General features: G+C 63.8%; 11 protein-coding genes. 7 read left to right on the forward strand and 4 right to left on the reverse strand.

The window, feature by feature from the left end; genetic code table 11:
* Nucleotides 1-301: 301 nt before the first annotated feature.
* On the reverse strand, nucleotides 302-1531 hold the full coding sequence (locus AC5ZG5_RS18880) for an IS256 family transposase (RefSeq protein WP_456643520.1): 1230 nt from the start codon (nucleotides 1529-1531) through the stop codon (nucleotides 302-304).
* 375 nt (nucleotides 1532-1906) lie between these two features.
* Nucleotides 1907-2977, reverse strand: a complete 1071-nt coding sequence (locus AC5ZG5_RS18885; RefSeq protein WP_028163060.1) for a glycosyltransferase family 4 protein — start codon at nucleotides 2975-2977, stop codon at nucleotides 1907-1909.
* A 311-nt stretch (nucleotides 2978-3288) separates the two neighbouring features.
* Here AC5ZG5_RS18885 and AC5ZG5_RS18890 point away from each other — a divergent pair, with 311 nt between their 5' ends.
* The 4 genes from AC5ZG5_RS18890 (at nucleotide 3289) to AC5ZG5_RS18905 (ending at nucleotide 9177) form a co-directional block, all read left to right on the forward strand.
* On the forward strand, nucleotides 3289-5052 hold the full coding sequence (locus tag AC5ZG5_RS18890; RefSeq protein WP_456643519.1) for an ABC transporter ATP-binding protein: 1764 nt from the start codon (nucleotides 3289-3291) through the stop codon (nucleotides 5050-5052).
* A gap of 64 nt (nucleotides 5053-5116) precedes the next feature.
* Complete coding sequence (locus tag AC5ZG5_RS18895) at nucleotides 5117-7318, forward strand: amylo-alpha-1,6-glucosidase (protein ID WP_456643518.1); 2202 nt, start codon at nucleotides 5117-5119, stop codon at nucleotides 7316-7318.
* Between the two features lie 46 nt (nucleotides 7319-7364).
* A complete protein-coding gene (locus AC5ZG5_RS18900) occupies nucleotides 7365-7844 on the forward strand; it encodes a PRC-barrel domain-containing protein (RefSeq protein ID WP_456643517.1) in 480 nt (159 codons plus the stop codon).
* Nucleotides 7834-9177, forward strand: coding sequence for an MFS transporter (locus AC5ZG5_RS18905; protein WP_130222306.1), 1344 nt, complete (start codon nucleotides 7834-7836; stop codon nucleotides 9175-9177). The genes AC5ZG5_RS18900 and AC5ZG5_RS18905 overlap by 11 nt, the downstream gene beginning before the upstream one ends.
* 45 nt (nucleotides 9178-9222) lie before the next feature.
* On the opposite strand, the gene glgA is transcribed toward AC5ZG5_RS18905, so the two are convergent.
* Nucleotides 9223-10650 (reverse strand): glycogen synthase GlgA, encoded by a 1428-nt coding sequence (gene glgA, locus AC5ZG5_RS18910; RefSeq protein WP_130222308.1) that lies wholly within the window; start codon nucleotides 10648-10650, stop codon nucleotides 9223-9225.
* Between the two features lie 257 nt (nucleotides 10651-10907).
* On the opposite strand from glgA, the gene AC5ZG5_RS18915 reads away from it, so the two are divergent.
* From AC5ZG5_RS18915 to AC5ZG5_RS18925, 3 genes are all read left to right on the forward strand, one after another.
* Nucleotides 10908-12089, forward strand: coding sequence for a CaiB/BaiF CoA transferase family protein (locus AC5ZG5_RS18915; RefSeq protein WP_456643516.1), 1182 nt, complete (start codon nucleotides 10908-10910; stop codon nucleotides 12087-12089).
* 96 nt (nucleotides 12090-12185) lie between these two features.
* A complete protein-coding gene (locus AC5ZG5_RS18920) occupies nucleotides 12186-13256 on the forward strand; it encodes an alcohol dehydrogenase (RefSeq protein ID WP_456643515.1) in 1071 nt (356 codons plus the stop codon).
* Between the two features lie 145 nt (nucleotides 13257-13401).
* Nucleotides 13402-14484, forward strand: coding sequence for an isocitrate/isopropylmalate dehydrogenase family protein (locus tag AC5ZG5_RS18925; protein ID WP_456643514.1), 1083 nt, complete (start codon nucleotides 13402-13404; stop codon nucleotides 14482-14484).
* Nucleotides 14485-14729: 245 nt separating this feature from the next.
* Here AC5ZG5_RS18925 and AC5ZG5_RS18930 read toward each other — a convergent pair whose 3' ends face one another.
* Entirely contained in the window at nucleotides 14730-15125 is a 396-nt protein-coding gene (locus AC5ZG5_RS18930) for a helix-turn-helix domain-containing protein (protein ID WP_130222530.1), read from the reverse strand.
* Between the last annotated feature and the right edge of the window lie 103 nt (nucleotides 15126-15228).

The raw sequence follows: 15228 nt of genomic DNA on the forward strand, positions 1-15228 counted from the left end.
GTTCAACGCCGCCGCGGCGGCAGCCTGACAGGAGGCGCACACCAGGTTTTCGGGCGGGTCACCACACCAGGCCTTCTGGGAATGTCAGGTATTTTGTGTAAGAGGCCTCTGTGAAGGTTGAATTGCAGTCGTTTCTTGCATCAGCCGGACATTGTCATCGATCCCATGGTGGCTAGCAGTGGCCGGGCAGCAAGGTCTGTCAAGGCCGTAGCCGCCGTAGGCGGGGGCCGCAGGCCCGCCTTTACAGAGCTTGCTGATCGGCCAAACTCGGGCCGGCGGATGAGGCTGATCGACACTTTGGTCATCGCGCTGATCCCGGAAAACGCGAGCCGAACTGAATGGCGAACTGGCCCATGGCGGCAGTCCACTCGACGCCTCGCCGCCACCTCAATCCGGCGTTCTTGATGGCGAGATAAAGCAGCTTCAACGCCGCGTCGTCGCTTGGAAAGCTGCCGCGGGTCTTGATGATCTTGCGCAAGCTACGGTGCAGCGCCTCGACCGCGTTGGTGGTGTAGATCATCTTGCGGACGCCAGGAGCGAACGCGAAGAACGGCACGACCTGTTCCCAGGCGCGGCGCCAAGCCTGGCCGATCGCCGGATAGCGCTTGCCCCATTCGTCCTCGAACTCGTCGAGCCGGAGCAGCGCCATGTCGGCATTCTCGGCCCGGTAGATCGCCTTGATGGCAGGCAGGATCGCCTTGCGATCCTTCCAAGCGACAAACGCCAGGCTGTTGCGGATCAGGTGCACGATGCAGGTCTGCACCACGGTCTGCGGATAGACCGAGGCAATCGCCTCGGGAAAGCCCTTGAGCCCATCGACCACCGCGATCAGGATATCGTTGACGCCACGCGTCTTCAGCTCGTTGATGACCTTGAGCCAGAATTTGGCGCCTTCGGTCTGCTCAATCCACAAGCCAAGAACCTCCTTCTCGCCGTCCGGATTGAGCGCTAGCGCGACATAGACGGCCTTGTTCTTGACCATGCCTTCATCGCGAATCTTGACCCGCAGCGCGTCGAAAAACACCACCGGATAGACCGGGTCGAGCGGGCGGCTTTGCCATTCCCGAACTTCGTCGAGAATCGCGTCGGTCACCCGGCTGATCAAATCCGGCGAGACTTCGGCCCCATAAAGTTCAGACAAATGCCCCTGGATCTCGCGCACCGTCATGCCGCGCGCGTAGAGGCTCAGGATTTTGTCGTCAAAGCCGTCGAAACGGGTCTGGCCCTTGGCGATCAATAGCGGCTCAAAGCTGCCGGCCCGGTCGCGTGGCACAGCTATGTCGATCTCGCCGTCCTCGGTCAGGATTGTCTTCGCGCTGGTCCCGTTACGGCTATTGCCGCTGCCGCGGCCGGCCGGGTCCCCCTTCTCGTAGCCAAGATGAGCGCTCAGCTCCGCACCAAGCGCCCGCTCAATCAGCGCCTTCTTCAGCTGCTTGAAAAGCCCGTCTGCGCCTGTGAGGTCTTCAGGCTTCTCATAGTTAGCAAGCAGTTGATCCAGCAGTTCAGGTGTAATGGTCGTGTCGGTCGTCATGTGAGTCTCCTCGGTAAGGTAAACTCACAGAAACCTGCTTACACATTCTTTCTGACACCCTCGGCCTTCTCGAAGCAAAGTCCCTTCGCCGGGACGATGGATCAGGTCAGGCCGTTGCCCACCAGGTGGCTCGTAACCACGCTCCTGTAGATTGGCCGACCGATCCTCTCCAACCCCATCAGGTGGCGGTCTTGCACCGACCCCGTACAGAAGCGAGACCCCGGCGAGCGGATGACGCAAAAAGGGATTGACTGAGCAAGGCCCGTTACAGAAGGGTGGGCAAAGGCGCGTTAGCGCCGTGCCCACCACCAAGTGTTCGCTCGTAACGGTGGGCACGCTACGCTTTGCCAACCCTACGGCATCTCCGCTCTTCCCTCACTCCGCGCTTGCGACCAGCTTGATGCGCGGCTCGGCCGCTTCCATCAGGTCGCGATAACAGTTGAGGTAGTCGAGCGCCATGCGGCGCGCGGTGAAGCGGGTCTCGAACCGCTTGCGGATCGTCTGCCGGCTCAGCGCCGGAAGCCGGCCGACCGCGCCGACGGCGCTGGTCTCATCCTCGACGATGAAGCCGGTCAGGCCATCCTCGATGATCTCCGGCACCGAGCCGCGGTTGAAGGCGATGACCGGCGTGCCGCAGGCCATGGCCTCGATCATCACCAGGCCGAACGGCTCCGGCCAGTCGATCGGCAGCAACAGGGCGATGGCGCCGCTCAGGAACTCCGGCTTCTCGCGGTCGCTGATTTCGCCGATGAAATCTACCAGGGGGTTGTCCACGATCAGCGGACGGATGACCGCCTCGTAATATTCCTGGTCGGCGCGGTCGACCTTTGCCGCCATTTTCAAGGGGATGCCGCAGCGCATCGCGATCTTGATGGCGCGGTCGACCCCCTTTTCCGGCGCGATGCGGCCGAGCACCGCCAGATAGGACGGGTTGACCGCCTGCGGGGTCAGCAGGTTCTCCGGCAGGCCGTGATGGATCGTCTTCACCCAATTCGCCTGCGGCACCGGACGGCGCTGGGCGTTGGAGATCGAGATCACCGGCACCTCCGGGAACGTATCGAACACCGGTTGGTGCTCGGGAAGGTCCAGCCGGCCGTGCAGGGTGGTCACGAACGGCGTCGGCTGCCGCTGGAACAGCGACCACGGATAATAATCCAGATGGAAGTGGAGGAAGTCGAACTCCTCCTGATCGCATTTCTGTCGGACGCGCTCGAGCAGCACCATGTGCAGCGCGTTGGGATCGCGGACCGATCCATCCAGCCGCAATGCTTTCGGCCAGGTCGCCTCCAGCTTGCCCGAGGTCTGCGAGTCCCCACTGGCAAACAGGGTAACGTCGTGGCCTAGCGTGACCAGTTCTTCAGTCAACCAGTGCACGACCCGTTCCGTCCCGCCATAGAGCTTCGGGGGAACAGCCTCCGTCAGTGGCGCAACCTGCGCGATGCGCATGCTTTCGTCTCCTCTGTGTGATGTGGGATAATCAAGCCCAACCCCATTTGTCCGGCACCGGCATGCCGTAACGGGAACGTTCCCGCACGTGCGAAGTTCCTTTGCTGTGTGGGTCGTTCTTTCTTCCTTCACAGTGTGGTCTTGCTGATGCCATTTGCCGCGAACAAATTTTCGCAACTATCGGTGCTGCAGAATTGTTGCGCAGTGATGGCTTCGCGGTACGAAACATCGATCACTGTCCCTCACGGAATCGTGTGCGGGGCGGTTCACTAAGAAATTCACCTTGCTGCTCAACAGGTTTGCAGGCGCACATGGACAATCTTTCAGGATACGCGCACCGCCCCTTTCCTTTTGTGCTGCGCTATCTGCGGCGGCGGCCCGCATCACACGCCGTAATATTGGGGTGCGTTCTCGGCGCGGTTGCCTGCTCCGTAGGCACGCAGTACGGGGTGAAGAACCTCGTCGACAGCCTATCGGGCGGTCCCGCTCAGGCCGGCGGCGTATGGCTGGCATTCGTTCTGCTCATGTCACTGATCGCGGCAGATAATTTTCTATGGCGGATCGCAAGCTGGATCGCGAGCTACGCTTTCGTCGGCGTCACCGGCGATCTTAGGCGCGACCTGTTCCGCCACCTCACCGGTCATGCGCCGAGCTACTTTACCGATCGCCTGCCAGGCATGTTGACCAGCCGGATCACCGCGACCTCGAACGCGGTCTATACGGTCGAGAACATGTTTGTCTGGAACGTGCTGCCGCCATGTGTTGCGACCTTCGCCGCGATCGCGCTGATCGGGACTGTAAGCCTGACCATGTCGGCGGTGCTGATCGTCATTGCGGGAACCATGGTGTTCGCGATGTTCCGCATGGCAGCCGCCGGCCGGCCGCTGCACGATGATTATGCCGACAAGGCGGCCGCCGTGGATGGCGAGATGGTCGACGTCATCAACAACATGCCGCTGGTGCGGGCGTTCTGCGGATTGAGCTTCGAGCACGCCCGGTTCGACGCGACCGTGAACCGGGAACTGACCGCCCGGGGCCGCAGCCTGCGCTACCTCGAAAAGCTGCGGCTCACTCATGCGGCGGTGACGGTGGTCCTCACCATCTGCATGCTAGCGTGGGCGGTCAACCTTTGGCAGCAGGGCGCCGCCACCACCGGTGACGTGGTGCTGGTCTGCACGCTCGGGATCTGCATCCTGAGCGCGACGCGCGATCTGGCGGTGGCGCTGGTCGATGCCACCCAGCATGTCGCCCGCCTGATGGAGGCGCTCGCGACGCTGCTGACCCCGCATGAACTGAAGGATCACCCGGAGGCCGAAGCGTTGATCAAGAGCGGGGCTGCGATCGCCTTCAACAACATCTCGTTCCAGTACCCCGGCGGCATGCAGGTGTTCGACAAGTTCAACCTGCGTATCCAGCCCGGTCAACGGGTCGGGCTGGTCGGGCAATCCGGCGGCGGCAAATCGACGCTGTTCACGCTGCTGCAGCGCTTCTACGACGTGGAGCGCGGCAGCATCACCATCGACGGCCAGGATATTGCGCGGGTCACGCAGCAGAGCCTGCGCGAGGCGATCTCGGTGGTGCCGCAGGACATCTCCCTGTTCCACCGCTCGATCATGGAAAACATCCGCTACGGACGGCCGAACGCGACCGACGACGAGGTGCTCCGCGCGGCGATCGCAGCGCGCTGCGACTTCATCGAGAATTTACCGGAGGGTATGGATACCATCGTCGGCGACCGCGGCATCAAGGTGTCGGGCGGGCAGCGCCAGCGCATCGCAATCGCCCGTGCGTTCCTGAAAGACGCGCCGATCCTTCTGCTCGATGAAGCGACCGCGGCGCTTGACAGCGAGTCCGAGGAGGCCATACGTGAAGCGCTGTCGCGCCTGATGCGCGGGCGCACCGTGGTCGCGATTGCCCATCGCCTGGCCACGTTGCGCAGCTTCGATCGTGTGGTCGTGCTGCAGGGCGGCCGCATCGTCGAGGACGGGCCGCCCGATATCCTTGTGCAGGGCAGGGGGCCATACCGCGAACTGGTGGTGCGCGAAATGGGCCGCCTCGCCACCCAGGCTGCCTGATCCATAATAGTTGCGTATAGTCAGCGTCCATCGCAAACCCGAGAGAGAGGCGCTCGAGGTCTAAATGGCAGCGGAGATCGTTACGCAGATTTCGACCGTGCGTGTCGTCGAGCAAATCGCGGAATCGCCCTTCTACATTCCGATGACCGGTCCCGCCGCGAGGCCGCGGCGGTCGCTTAAGCATGACGACACGTTCATCGTGCTCGACAGCCATGGCGACATCGGCGCTTCCGCCGGCGGACCCGACGGCCTGTTCAACGCCGATACGCGCTATCTCGCGCGGCTGGAGATGGTGCTCGACGACGTGCAGCCGCTGTTGCTCGGCTCGAATCTGCGCGACGACAACTCGGCGCTGACTGTCGATCTCACCAACTCCGACGTCTATCGGGGCGGCCGGCTGATGCTGCAGAAGGACACGCTGCACATCGTGCGCTCGATCTTCCTCTGGCGCGGCACCGCCTATCAGCGCATCGGTCTGCAAAATCACGGCGATCGGCTGGCGAGCTTCGATCTCACCTTGCTGTTCGACAATGATTTTGCTGATCTGTTCGAAGTGCGCGGCGAGCGCCGGCCCCGGCGTGGCGTAGGCTCGAGCAGGTTGCTCGGCCCGACCGACGTCGTGCTCGAATATGTCGGACTGGACGAACAGTCACGGATCACGGCGCTGCATTTCGATCCCAAGCCGACGCGGCTCGCGGTCAATGCCGCGACCTATCATTTCGAACTGGAGCCCAAGGCGGTCACCTCGCTGTTCATCGCGGTGTCCTGCAACAAGCCGGTCATGCACAAGCCGGTGCCGTTCTTTCGCGGGCTGCTCGCGCATCGCCGTGAGATGCGGCGCTCGACGGCTGGTGCAGCCAGCATCGAGACCTCGAACAACATCTTCAACGAGGTGCTGTGCCAGGCAATGGCCGACCTCAACATGCTGATGACGGAGACGCCGCAGGGCCGCTATCCCTATGCCGGCATCCCCTGGTACTCCACGACTTTCGGCCGCGATGGATTGATCACCGCGTTGCAGATGCTGTGGATCGATCCGCGCATCGCCAAAGGCGTCTTGAAGCGGCTTGCGTTCTTCCAGGCCAAGAGCGTCGATCCGCTTTCCGATGCGGAGCCCGGAAAGATCCTGCATGAGATGCGCGGCGGCGAGATGGCGGCGCTGCGCGAGGTGCCGTTCGCGCAATATTACGGCAGCGTCGATTCGACGCCGCTGTTCGTGCTGCTGGCCGGCCATTATTTCGAGCGCACCGGAGACGAAGCGACGCTTGCGGAACTCTGGCCCTCGATCGAGGCGGCGCTGCAATGGATCGACGGCCCCGGCGATCCCGATGGCGATGGTTTCATCGAATATCAGCGCGCGACCGAGCAGGGCCTCGCCAACCAGGGCTGGAAGGATTCCTTTGATGCCATCTTCCATGCCGACGGCAGGCTGGCGGAGGGCTACATCGCGCTCTGTGAAGTGCAGGGCTATGTGTTCGCGGCCAAGCGGCTGCTGGCCAGGGTGGCGCGCCGGCTCGGCTATGCCGACAGGGCAGAGAAGCTCGACAAAGAGGCCGAGACGCTGCGCCAGCGCTTCGAGGACGCCTTCTGGTGCGAGGAACTCGGAACCTATGCGCTGGCGCTCGATGGCAAGAAGGAACCCTGCCGGGTGCGGACCTCGAATGCCGGCCAGCTCCTGTTCACCGGCATCGTGCGCGAAGACCGCGCGCGGCTGGTCGCAGCCGACCTGATGAGCCAGAGCTTCTTCTCGGGCTGGGGCATCCGCACGGTCGGCAGGAATGAGGTCCGTTACAACCCGATGTCGTATCACGATGGCTCGATCTGGCCGCACGACAATGCGCTGATCGCGCTCGGCTTCGCGCGCTACGGGCTGAAACACTCAGTGGCGCACCTGTTCAAGGGGCTGTTCGACGCCGCCAGCTACATGGATCTCCGGCGTTTGCCCGAACTGTTCTGTGGGTTCCAGCGCGAAAGGCGGCGCGGACCGGTGCTCTATCCGGTAGCCTGTGCGCCGCAGGCTTGGGCGAGTGCGACCCCCTTCACGCTGATGGAGGCGGCGCTGGGGCTCGAATTCGACGCCGCGCGCGGCGAGATCAGGCTGCGCGATCCGCGCTTGCCGGAATTCCTAAATGAGGCGATCCTGCGCGACCTGCAGCTCGGCGCCTCCAGCGTCGATCTGCGAGTCCGCCGCCATGATGGCGAAGTATCGCTGGAAGTGCTGCGTACACGCGGTCAAATCCAGGTGTCGATCGTGCTGACGCATTGAATGTCGGCCAGAATGTCTAGCTTTATTCCTGGATTGGAGGCCCCCGATGTGGGCGAACATGGTGATGACAATTATTGCCGCGGTCTTTGCCGCAATTGCGGCCGCCCAAGCGGCCGATGATCCGGCGGCACCGGCGCCGGCCAAACCCCCGGCTGCGCAAAAGGAACCGGCGCCTCCACCCTCGGTGACGGTGATCGGCGCCAGGGATGCGCATGGCATTCTCGGACGCGACGTGCGCAGCGCCGCCAATGAGGACATGGGACGAATTGTCGACGTGATCGTCGATCGCGAAGGCACCGTGCGCGCCGCTGTGATCGACTTCGGCGGCTTCCTCGGTGTCGGCAGCCGCAAGATCGTCGTTGACTGGAATGCACTGCATTTCGGCCAGGTCGCCAACAAGAGCGACAGTATCACGCTCGAACTGAACAAGGAGCAGGTGAGCGCGGCGCCGGAATACAAGGAGGATACGCCTCTCATCGTGCTCGGCGCTGCCGGCAGTTTGCGACCATGGCAATATGACCATTAAAGTCGGAGATACATTGATCGCTCGTCCCTCCTCTTTAACGGACAGGATTGGCGGCGATCGCAGGCGGTCGACGGCGGACGATCACGGTGCGCCACTGGTTCCGGAGTTGCCGGCACCCGAGCCGTCGCGCAAGCCTTCATCCCAGAGCCAGCGCGGTTTAGACTGGTTCATCTTTTTCCTCGCCGATGTGCAGACCGGGTTCGGCCCGTTCGTGGCGGTCTATCTGACCACGCAGAAATGGACCCAGGTCGAGATCGGCTTCGTGCTCTCGATCGGCGGCATCATTGCGTTGCTGGGGCAGATGCCGGGCGGCGCAATCGTCGATGCGGCGCGCTCCGAAAAAATGGTCGCCGGGCTCGCGGTCGCGACCATCGGCTGCGCCGCGCTGGCCTATGCGGTGTGGCCGATCTTCCCGATCGTGGTGGCGGCAGCGACCCTGCACGCGCTCGCAAGCTGCGTGCTCGGGCCGGCGATCGCGGCGATCAGCCTCGGCTTGGTGGGGCCATATGCGATCAGCGAGCGGCTCGGGCGCAATGCCCGCTTCGCCTCGCTCGGCAACGGTTCGGCGGCAGCGCTGATGGGCGCCGCCGGGTATCTGATCTCGAGCCGTTCCGTGTTCCTGGTCACCTTCATCCTCGCGATACCGACCTTGATCGCGCTGTCGCGGATTCGCGAGAAGGAGATCGATATCGCGCAAGCCCATGGCGCCGTTGTCCGCGAGGTGCCCGACAAGAAAGCGACCAGCGTGTTCGCGCTGTGCAGCAAGCGGGCATTGCTGATCTTCGCCGTCAGCATGCTGCTGTTCCAACTCGCGAACGCGGCGATGCTGCCGCTGATGGCGGGCGTGGTGACGATGCGATCCAGTCAGTGGGCGCCGGTGCTGATCGCGGCCTGCATCATCGTGCCGCAGGCGATCGTGGCGCTCGCCTCGCCTTCGGTCGGACGCAAGGCGCAGGCCTGGGGCCGGCGGCCGCTGCTCCTGCTCGCCTTCGGCGCGCTCGTGATCCGCGGCGTGCTGTTTGCGACTGTGCACGATCCCTATCTGCTGGTGGCCGTGCAGATCTTCGACGGCATTACCGCGGCGGTATTCAGCGTCATGGTGCCCTTGATCGTGGCGGACGTCGCCTTCGGCAGCGGGCATTTCAACCTGGCGCAGGGCATCATCGGCACCGCGGTCGGAATCGGCGCATCGCTGAGCACAGTGCTCGCCGGCTATGTCAGCGACAAGTTCGGCAGCAACATCGCTTTCCTGGGCCTCGCGGGCATCGCCTCGCTCGGCCTCCTGATGATCCTCTTGATCATGCCCGAGACGCGACGAACGGCGCCGGCGTGAGTCCCCGTAGCCCGGGTTGCGCTGCGCTCCACCCGGGCTACGGCTCTACGAGATGGCCTGCGGCAGCGCCAGCTTGCGATAGAGCGCGCCGTACAAGGCGGCCGAGATGCTCCAGCTAAAGCTCCGCGCCATGGCGCTGCGGCGCATGGCGTCGAGCCGGTCCTTGGCGACGAACGCCTCGAACGCGCGGTGCACGCCGCCGAGGAAGGATTCCGCCGATGGCTGCGCGAACAGGAATCCAGTCTCGCCGTCCTGGATGGTCTCGGCCAGCCCGCCGGTCTGGTGGCCGATCGGCAGTGAGCCGAAGCGCTGCGCATACATCTGGCTCAGGCCGCAGGGCTCGAAGCGCGACGGCATCAGCGTGAAATCGCTGCCGGCAAAGATCCTTCGCGCCTGGGCGTCGTTGAAGCCGATCGCGACCCCGATCGCGTCCGGCCGCCGCCGGTGTGCTTCCACCAGGGCCTGCTCGATTCCCGGCTCGCCGGAGCCGGTGACGACGATCTGCCCGCCGGCCGCGACGATCTCATCGGCCGCAGACAGCACGAGATCGACGCCCTTCTGGTGCACCAGGCGGGCGACCAGGCCGAACATCGGGCCGCGGGAGACGGCAAGGCCAAACTGCTTGCGGACGTAATCCGCATTGGCCTGCTTGCCGGCCCAGTCGCCGACACCGAACTGCTGCGCGAGCTTGGCGTCAAAGCGCGGGTCCCAGCTCTCGTCGATGCCGTTGAGGATTCCGGTGAGCTGCGCGGCGTCGGAGCGGATGCGCAGCAGGCCCTCGAGCCCGCAGCCGAGCTCTGGCGTCGTGATCTCCTTGGCATAGGTCGCGCTGACGGTCGTCAGATGCGAAGCGTAGACGATGCCGCCCTTGAGGAAGGACAGCTTGTCGTAGAACTCGAGCCCGTCGATGTGGAAGGAGCTTTCCGGCGCGCCAATCCGCCGCAACGAGTCTTTCGGGAAAAGTCCCTGATACGCGAGATTGTGGATGGTCAGGATCGAGGGGATGCGCGCGCCGCGCCAGGCCAGATAGGCCGGCGCCAGCGCGGCCTGCCAGTCATTGGCGTGGACGAGGTCGGCTGCCCAATTCTTGTCCAGACTGCCTGCGGCGAGTTCTGCCGCGGCCGACGCGAATCGCCCGAAGCGGATGTCGTTGTCCGGCCAGTCGCGTCCACTCTCGTCGCCGTAAGGGTTGCCCGGACGGTCATAGAGCTGTGGGCACAGCACGACGTAGACCGGCATGCCGTCGCGGGTCGAGGCGCGGCCGATCGAGCATGCGGGCATCTCCGCAAGCGGCGCGCATTCGCCAACGATTTCAATATGAGTGAGTTGCTCGACCACGTCCCGATATCCGGGGAGCATGATCCGGACATCGCTCAGGGGACGCAGGGCTCTGGGAAGGGCGGCTGAAACAGCAGCAAGGCCGCCGACGCGGACGAAATCGTCCATTTCAGTGGTGATGAATAAGACCCTCAAAAAAGCGCCTCGCTCCAACCTGTAAACGACTATGCAAAAATGGTTCCAGTTTTCCTTTGACGAAAATCAAAGGGCCCGCCCGGTCCGGTCTGGTTCAGACGCTTCCCTGCAGAAGCCGCTCCACCTTCTTGTTTGAGCATGGTCCCCGCGCAAGCGCTTCGCGTTTGTCGCGAGGGAAAACCGGTTTCCACTTTTCCGGATCATGCTCTAGGTTCACGCCGCGCCGATAAAAGGTACGGCTCGAGGGAGCTTTGCGAATGACGATAGTCGAGAACGATGAGGGCTATTTGACAAAGAGCCTGGGCGGCCTTCGTGTGCTTGATTTTTCGACGACGATCGCCGGCCCTCATTGCACGCGCATGCTTGCCGACCTCGGAGCGGAAGTCATCAAGATCGAGCCTGCTGAAGGCGAGATGATGCGTACCCGCCCACCGATGCGTAAGCTTTGCTCGACCGCGTTCGGCCAGCTCAATGTCGGCAAGAAGAGCCTGACGCTCGACTTGAAGTCGGCGGAAGGGGTGGAGGTGGTACGCCGCCTCGTCGCGACCGCCGACATCTTGGTCGAGAATTTCCGCCCCGGCGTGATGCAGCGCTTGAAGCTCGATTACGCCAGCCTGCGCGGGCTGAACCCGCGGCTGATCTATTGCTCGATCTCCGGCTACGGCCAGACCGGGCCGTCGGCTGGCCTGCCGGCCTATGCTCCGGTCATCCATGCCGCCTCCGGCTACGACATGGCGCATCTGGCCTACCAGGCCGGGCGGAGCAGGCCCGACTATTGCGGTATCTACATCGCCGACGTGCTGAGCGGCGTCTATGCGTTTGGCGCGATCGGAGCGGCGCTGCATCAGCGGCACAGCAGCGGGGAGGGCCAGCACATCGACGTCTCCATGCTCGAAGCGATGCTGAGCCTGACCTTGAACGAGGTGCAGTGGGCGCAGTTCAAGGTGCAGCCAACGGCGCGGCCGATGTTCGGCCCTGTTGAGACCTCCGACGGCTACGTCATGCTCGCGATCGCCAGCGAGAAGACGTTCCAGAGCTTGATGCAGGTGATCGGTCGTCCCGAATGGGTGAGCGATCCACGATTCGCCAAATATTCCGACCGCCGGGAAAATTGGGCGGCCCTGATGGATGGCGTGGAGGATTGGTCGCGCCGGGTGACGACAGAACAATGCCTCGCCGCGCTCAATGAGGAGGGCGTGCCCTCATCCGCCTATCGCACGGTGGAGCAAGCGCTGGCCGATCCGCAGCTCGCGCATCGCGGCGCTCTGGCCGAGGTCGAGGACGGCGGCGGCACCTTCGAGGTGGTCAACCTGCCGTTCCGGATGTCCGGCGCGAAGGTTGCAGCCGTAAAGCGAGTGTCGACGCTCGGCGAGCACACCCGCGCCTATCTCAAGGAGGCGGGCCTGTCCGACGCGGAGATTGCCGCATTCGCAGGCTAACAGCCGGCAAGGCTGATCGTCGCCCGCCGAGGTTTGTCTCGCGTCGGCAGACGTGGCAATGTTGCCGTAACAACAAAGAATGTTGGGAGAATAAAGATGAAGAGTTTCCAGGTTGCCGAGTTCAACGCCCCCTTGAAGGAAGTCGACCAGCCGACGCCGGAGCCGACCGGCACGCAGGTGCTGATCAAGGTGAAGGCGGCCGGCATCTGCCACAGCGATCTGCATATCTGGGAAGGCGGCTACGATCTCGGCCACGGGCGCAAGCCGCTGTCGCTGAAGGATCGCGGCGTCTCGCTGCCGCGCACGATGGGGCATGAGACCGTCGGCGAGGTGGCGGCGTTCGGGCCGGACGTGAAGCCGGGCGACACCGGTGGCCTCAAGGCCGGCGACGTGGCGCTGGTTTATCCCTGGCTCGGCTGCGGCAAATGCCCGACTTGCCTCGCCGGCGACGAGAATATGTGTGCGGTCAAGCCGAACTCGCTCGGCGTCTATTGCGACGGCGGCTACGCCGATCACATGCTGGTGCCGCATCCAAAGTACCTGCTCAACCTCAAAGGGCTCGATCCCGTCACCGCCGCGCCCTATGCCTGCTCGGGCGTGACCACCTACAGCGCACTAAAGAAGGTCGAGTTCGCCTTCGATTCGCCGATCGTGATCATCGGCGCCGGCGGCCTCGGCCTGATGGCGCTGTCGCTGCTGAAGGCGATGGGTGGCAAGGGGGCGATCGTTGTCGACATCGACGCGCGCAAGCGCGAGGCGGCGGAAGCCGCCGGCGCGCTCGGCACTGTCGACGGCGGGGCGGGCGATGCGCTGGAGCAATTGGCGAAGAAGGCGGGCGCCCCGATCCGCGCGGTGATCGACCTGGTCGGCAACGCCCAGACCACGCAGCTCGGCTTCGACTGCCTGGCCAAGGGCGGCAAGCTCGTGATCGTCGGCTTGTTCGGCGGTGGCGCAACCTTCGCGCTGCCGCTGATCCCGATCAAGGCGATCACGATCCAGGGCAGCTATGTCGGCAACCTTCGCGAGACGCAGGAACTGCTCGACCTTGTCCGGACCAAGAAGATTGCGCCGATCCCCGTGACTCCTGTGCCGCTCGCCAAGGCCTATGACTCCCTGCTCGAATTGCAGAAGGGCAAACTAGTCGGCCGCGCCGTGCTGACGCCGTAGGCCGCCACCGTACTCCGCCGTCATGCCCGGGCTTGTCCCGGGCATCCACGTCTTATGGTCGTTCAGCGGTAAGAACGTGGATGGCTGGGACAGGCCCGGCGATGACGAGTTCAAAAACCTTCATTGTTTCGAATGGGGGAATCCCATGTCCGCAAACAACGCCCTCCATATCGCAGTGCTCGGCGGCGACGGCATCGGTCCGGAGGTGATGGCGCCGGCACTCGAAGTGTTGCGCAAGATCGAGGCGGCGACCGGGCTTCGATTCCGCTTCACCGAGGCACCCGCGGGCGCCAACCATTACAGAGAGACCGGCGTCTCGCTGCCGGAATCGACGGTGAGGCTGTGCGAGGAGGCGGATGCGATCCTGTTAGGAGCCTGCGGCCTGCCGTCGGTGCGCTACCCCGACAACACCGAGATTGCGCCGCAGATCGAGTTGCGCTTCCATTTCGATCTCTATGCCGGCGTGCGGCCGGCGCGGCTGATTCCGGGGGTGCCGAGCCCGATCGTCGGCGCGGAGCAGCGCGGCATCGACTTCGTCGTGATCAGGGAATCGACCGAAGGCCTGTTCGCCTCGATGGGCAAGGGCGTCGTCACCGAGGATGAGGCGCGCGAGACCATGCTGATCACGCGCAGGACCTCCGAGCGCCTGTTCGAGTTCTCGTTCCGCCTCGCCGAACGCCGCAAGGCGCGCGGCCGCGTTGGCGGCGGGCTGACCTGCGTCGACAAGGCGAATGTGTTCAAGGCCTTTGCATTCTTCCGCGGCATCTTCGACGAGACCGCAAAGCGGCATCCGGATGTCAGGGCCGATCACCTTTATATCGATGCCTGCTCGGCGCTCATGGTGAAGCGTCCGTGGGATTTCGACGTCATGGTGACGGAGAACATGTTCGGCGACATTCTCTCCGACCTTGCTGCCGGACTGATCGGCGGTATGGGCATGGCGCCGTCAGCCGACATCGGCGACCGCTACGCGGTGTTTCAGCCCTGCCACGGCACCGCGCCCGATATCATGGGGCAGGGCAAGGCCAATCCGACTGCGATGATCCTGTCGGTCGCGATGATGCTGGACTGGCTTGCCGACAAGCATGTGCTGGAGAGCGCGGCGGAAGCCGGTGAACGGATCGAGCGCGCCGTCGACAAGGCCTATGCCGGCGGCATCAAACCGATCGAGATCGGCGGCGGCAACGGCACCGCCGACATCGCCAAGGCCGTGCTGGCGCTGTTGTAGCTTCGAACCCGCGAGAAGAGGGGCCCGACGATCGCGCGACCGATTGTCGCTCTCGGCATCGATGCTGGAACGGACGCGCTTCTGCAAAAGGGCCAAATGCAAAAAGCGCCGCCATCGAGATGGCAGCGCTTCAGCAAAGCCTCGATCCGAACCAACGCATAGCCCGGTGCAGCGTTTTGCCACGGTTCGACGCGCTTGCGCGGATCGATGCGGTCCGCGCCACGAAACGGAGAAGGGCCGACGGCTCAGCCTTCGTTCGCGGCGATCGATTCCATCAAGGACACCAGTTGACGTTGAACCGTCTGGTCCTTGATCTTGCTGTAGGCTCGCAGCAACCTCAGGCTGAAAGCGCTGTCCAGGAAGAGGAGGCTTTCGACCTCGCGCGACTTGTTGTCGCCGTCGTAGAAGAACGTGACAGGCACGTCGAGCGCGGCAGCGATCTGCTGAAGGCGAGCAGCGCCGACACGGTTCACGCCCTTCTCGTACTTCTGGACCTGCTGGAAGCTGACGCCGAGCTTTTCGCCCAGCTCCGCTTGCGAGATCTTTTGCTCCACACGCCGCAGGCGAATCCGTTTGCCCAACTCAATGTCGGGCTTGCCGGCACTGCGTTGCTTCATCTTCTTTGCTGCTGATCTGTTCATTCTGGTTACCCGTCCTTCAAATCGGGAGGCCCTGCGCAGATTGGTCAGGGATTCGTCCATACTTCAGCGTTAACTTTGTCCGGATCGTGAGTTCGTCTCGCGA

This window comes from Bradyrhizobium sp. Ses1 (assembly GCF_059512365.1).

What these genes read in the sequence shown, in the direction of transcription:
- AC5ZG5_RS18905 (WP_130222306.1), top strand. Translation starts at nt 7,834, where the DNA reads ATGACCATTAAAGTCGGAGATACATTGATCGCTCGTCCCTCCTCTTTA.
- AC5ZG5_RS18880 (WP_456643520.1), bottom strand. Translation starts at nt 1,531, where the DNA reads ATGACGACCGACACGACCATTACACCTGAACTGCTGGATCAACTGCTT.
- AC5ZG5_RS18920 (WP_456643515.1), top strand. Translation starts at nt 12,186, where the DNA reads ATGAAGAGTTTCCAGGTTGCCGAGTTCAACGCCCCCTTGAAGGAAGTC.
- AC5ZG5_RS18885 (WP_028163060.1), bottom strand. Translation starts at nt 2,977, where the DNA reads ATGCGCATCGCGCAGGTTGCGCCACTGACGGAGGCTGTTCCCCCGAAG.
- AC5ZG5_RS18900 (WP_456643517.1), top strand. Translation starts at nt 7,365, where the DNA reads ATGTGGGCGAACATGGTGATGACAATTATTGCCGCGGTCTTTGCCGCA.
- AC5ZG5_RS18890 (WP_456643519.1), top strand. Translation starts at nt 3,289, where the DNA reads ATGGACAATCTTTCAGGATACGCGCACCGCCCCTTTCCTTTTGTGCTG.
- AC5ZG5_RS18895 (WP_456643518.1), top strand. Translation starts at nt 5,117, where the DNA reads ATGGCAGCGGAGATCGTTACGCAGATTTCGACCGTGCGTGTCGTCGAG.
- AC5ZG5_RS18915 (WP_456643516.1), top strand. Translation starts at nt 10,908, where the DNA reads ATGACGATAGTCGAGAACGATGAGGGCTATTTGACAAAGAGCCTGGGC.
- AC5ZG5_RS18925 (WP_456643514.1), top strand. Translation starts at nt 13,402, where the DNA reads ATGTCCGCAAACAACGCCCTCCATATCGCAGTGCTCGGCGGCGACGGC.
- AC5ZG5_RS18930 (WP_130222530.1), bottom strand. Translation starts at nt 15,125, where the DNA reads ATGAACAGATCAGCAGCAAAGAAGATGAAGCAACGCAGTGCCGGCAAG.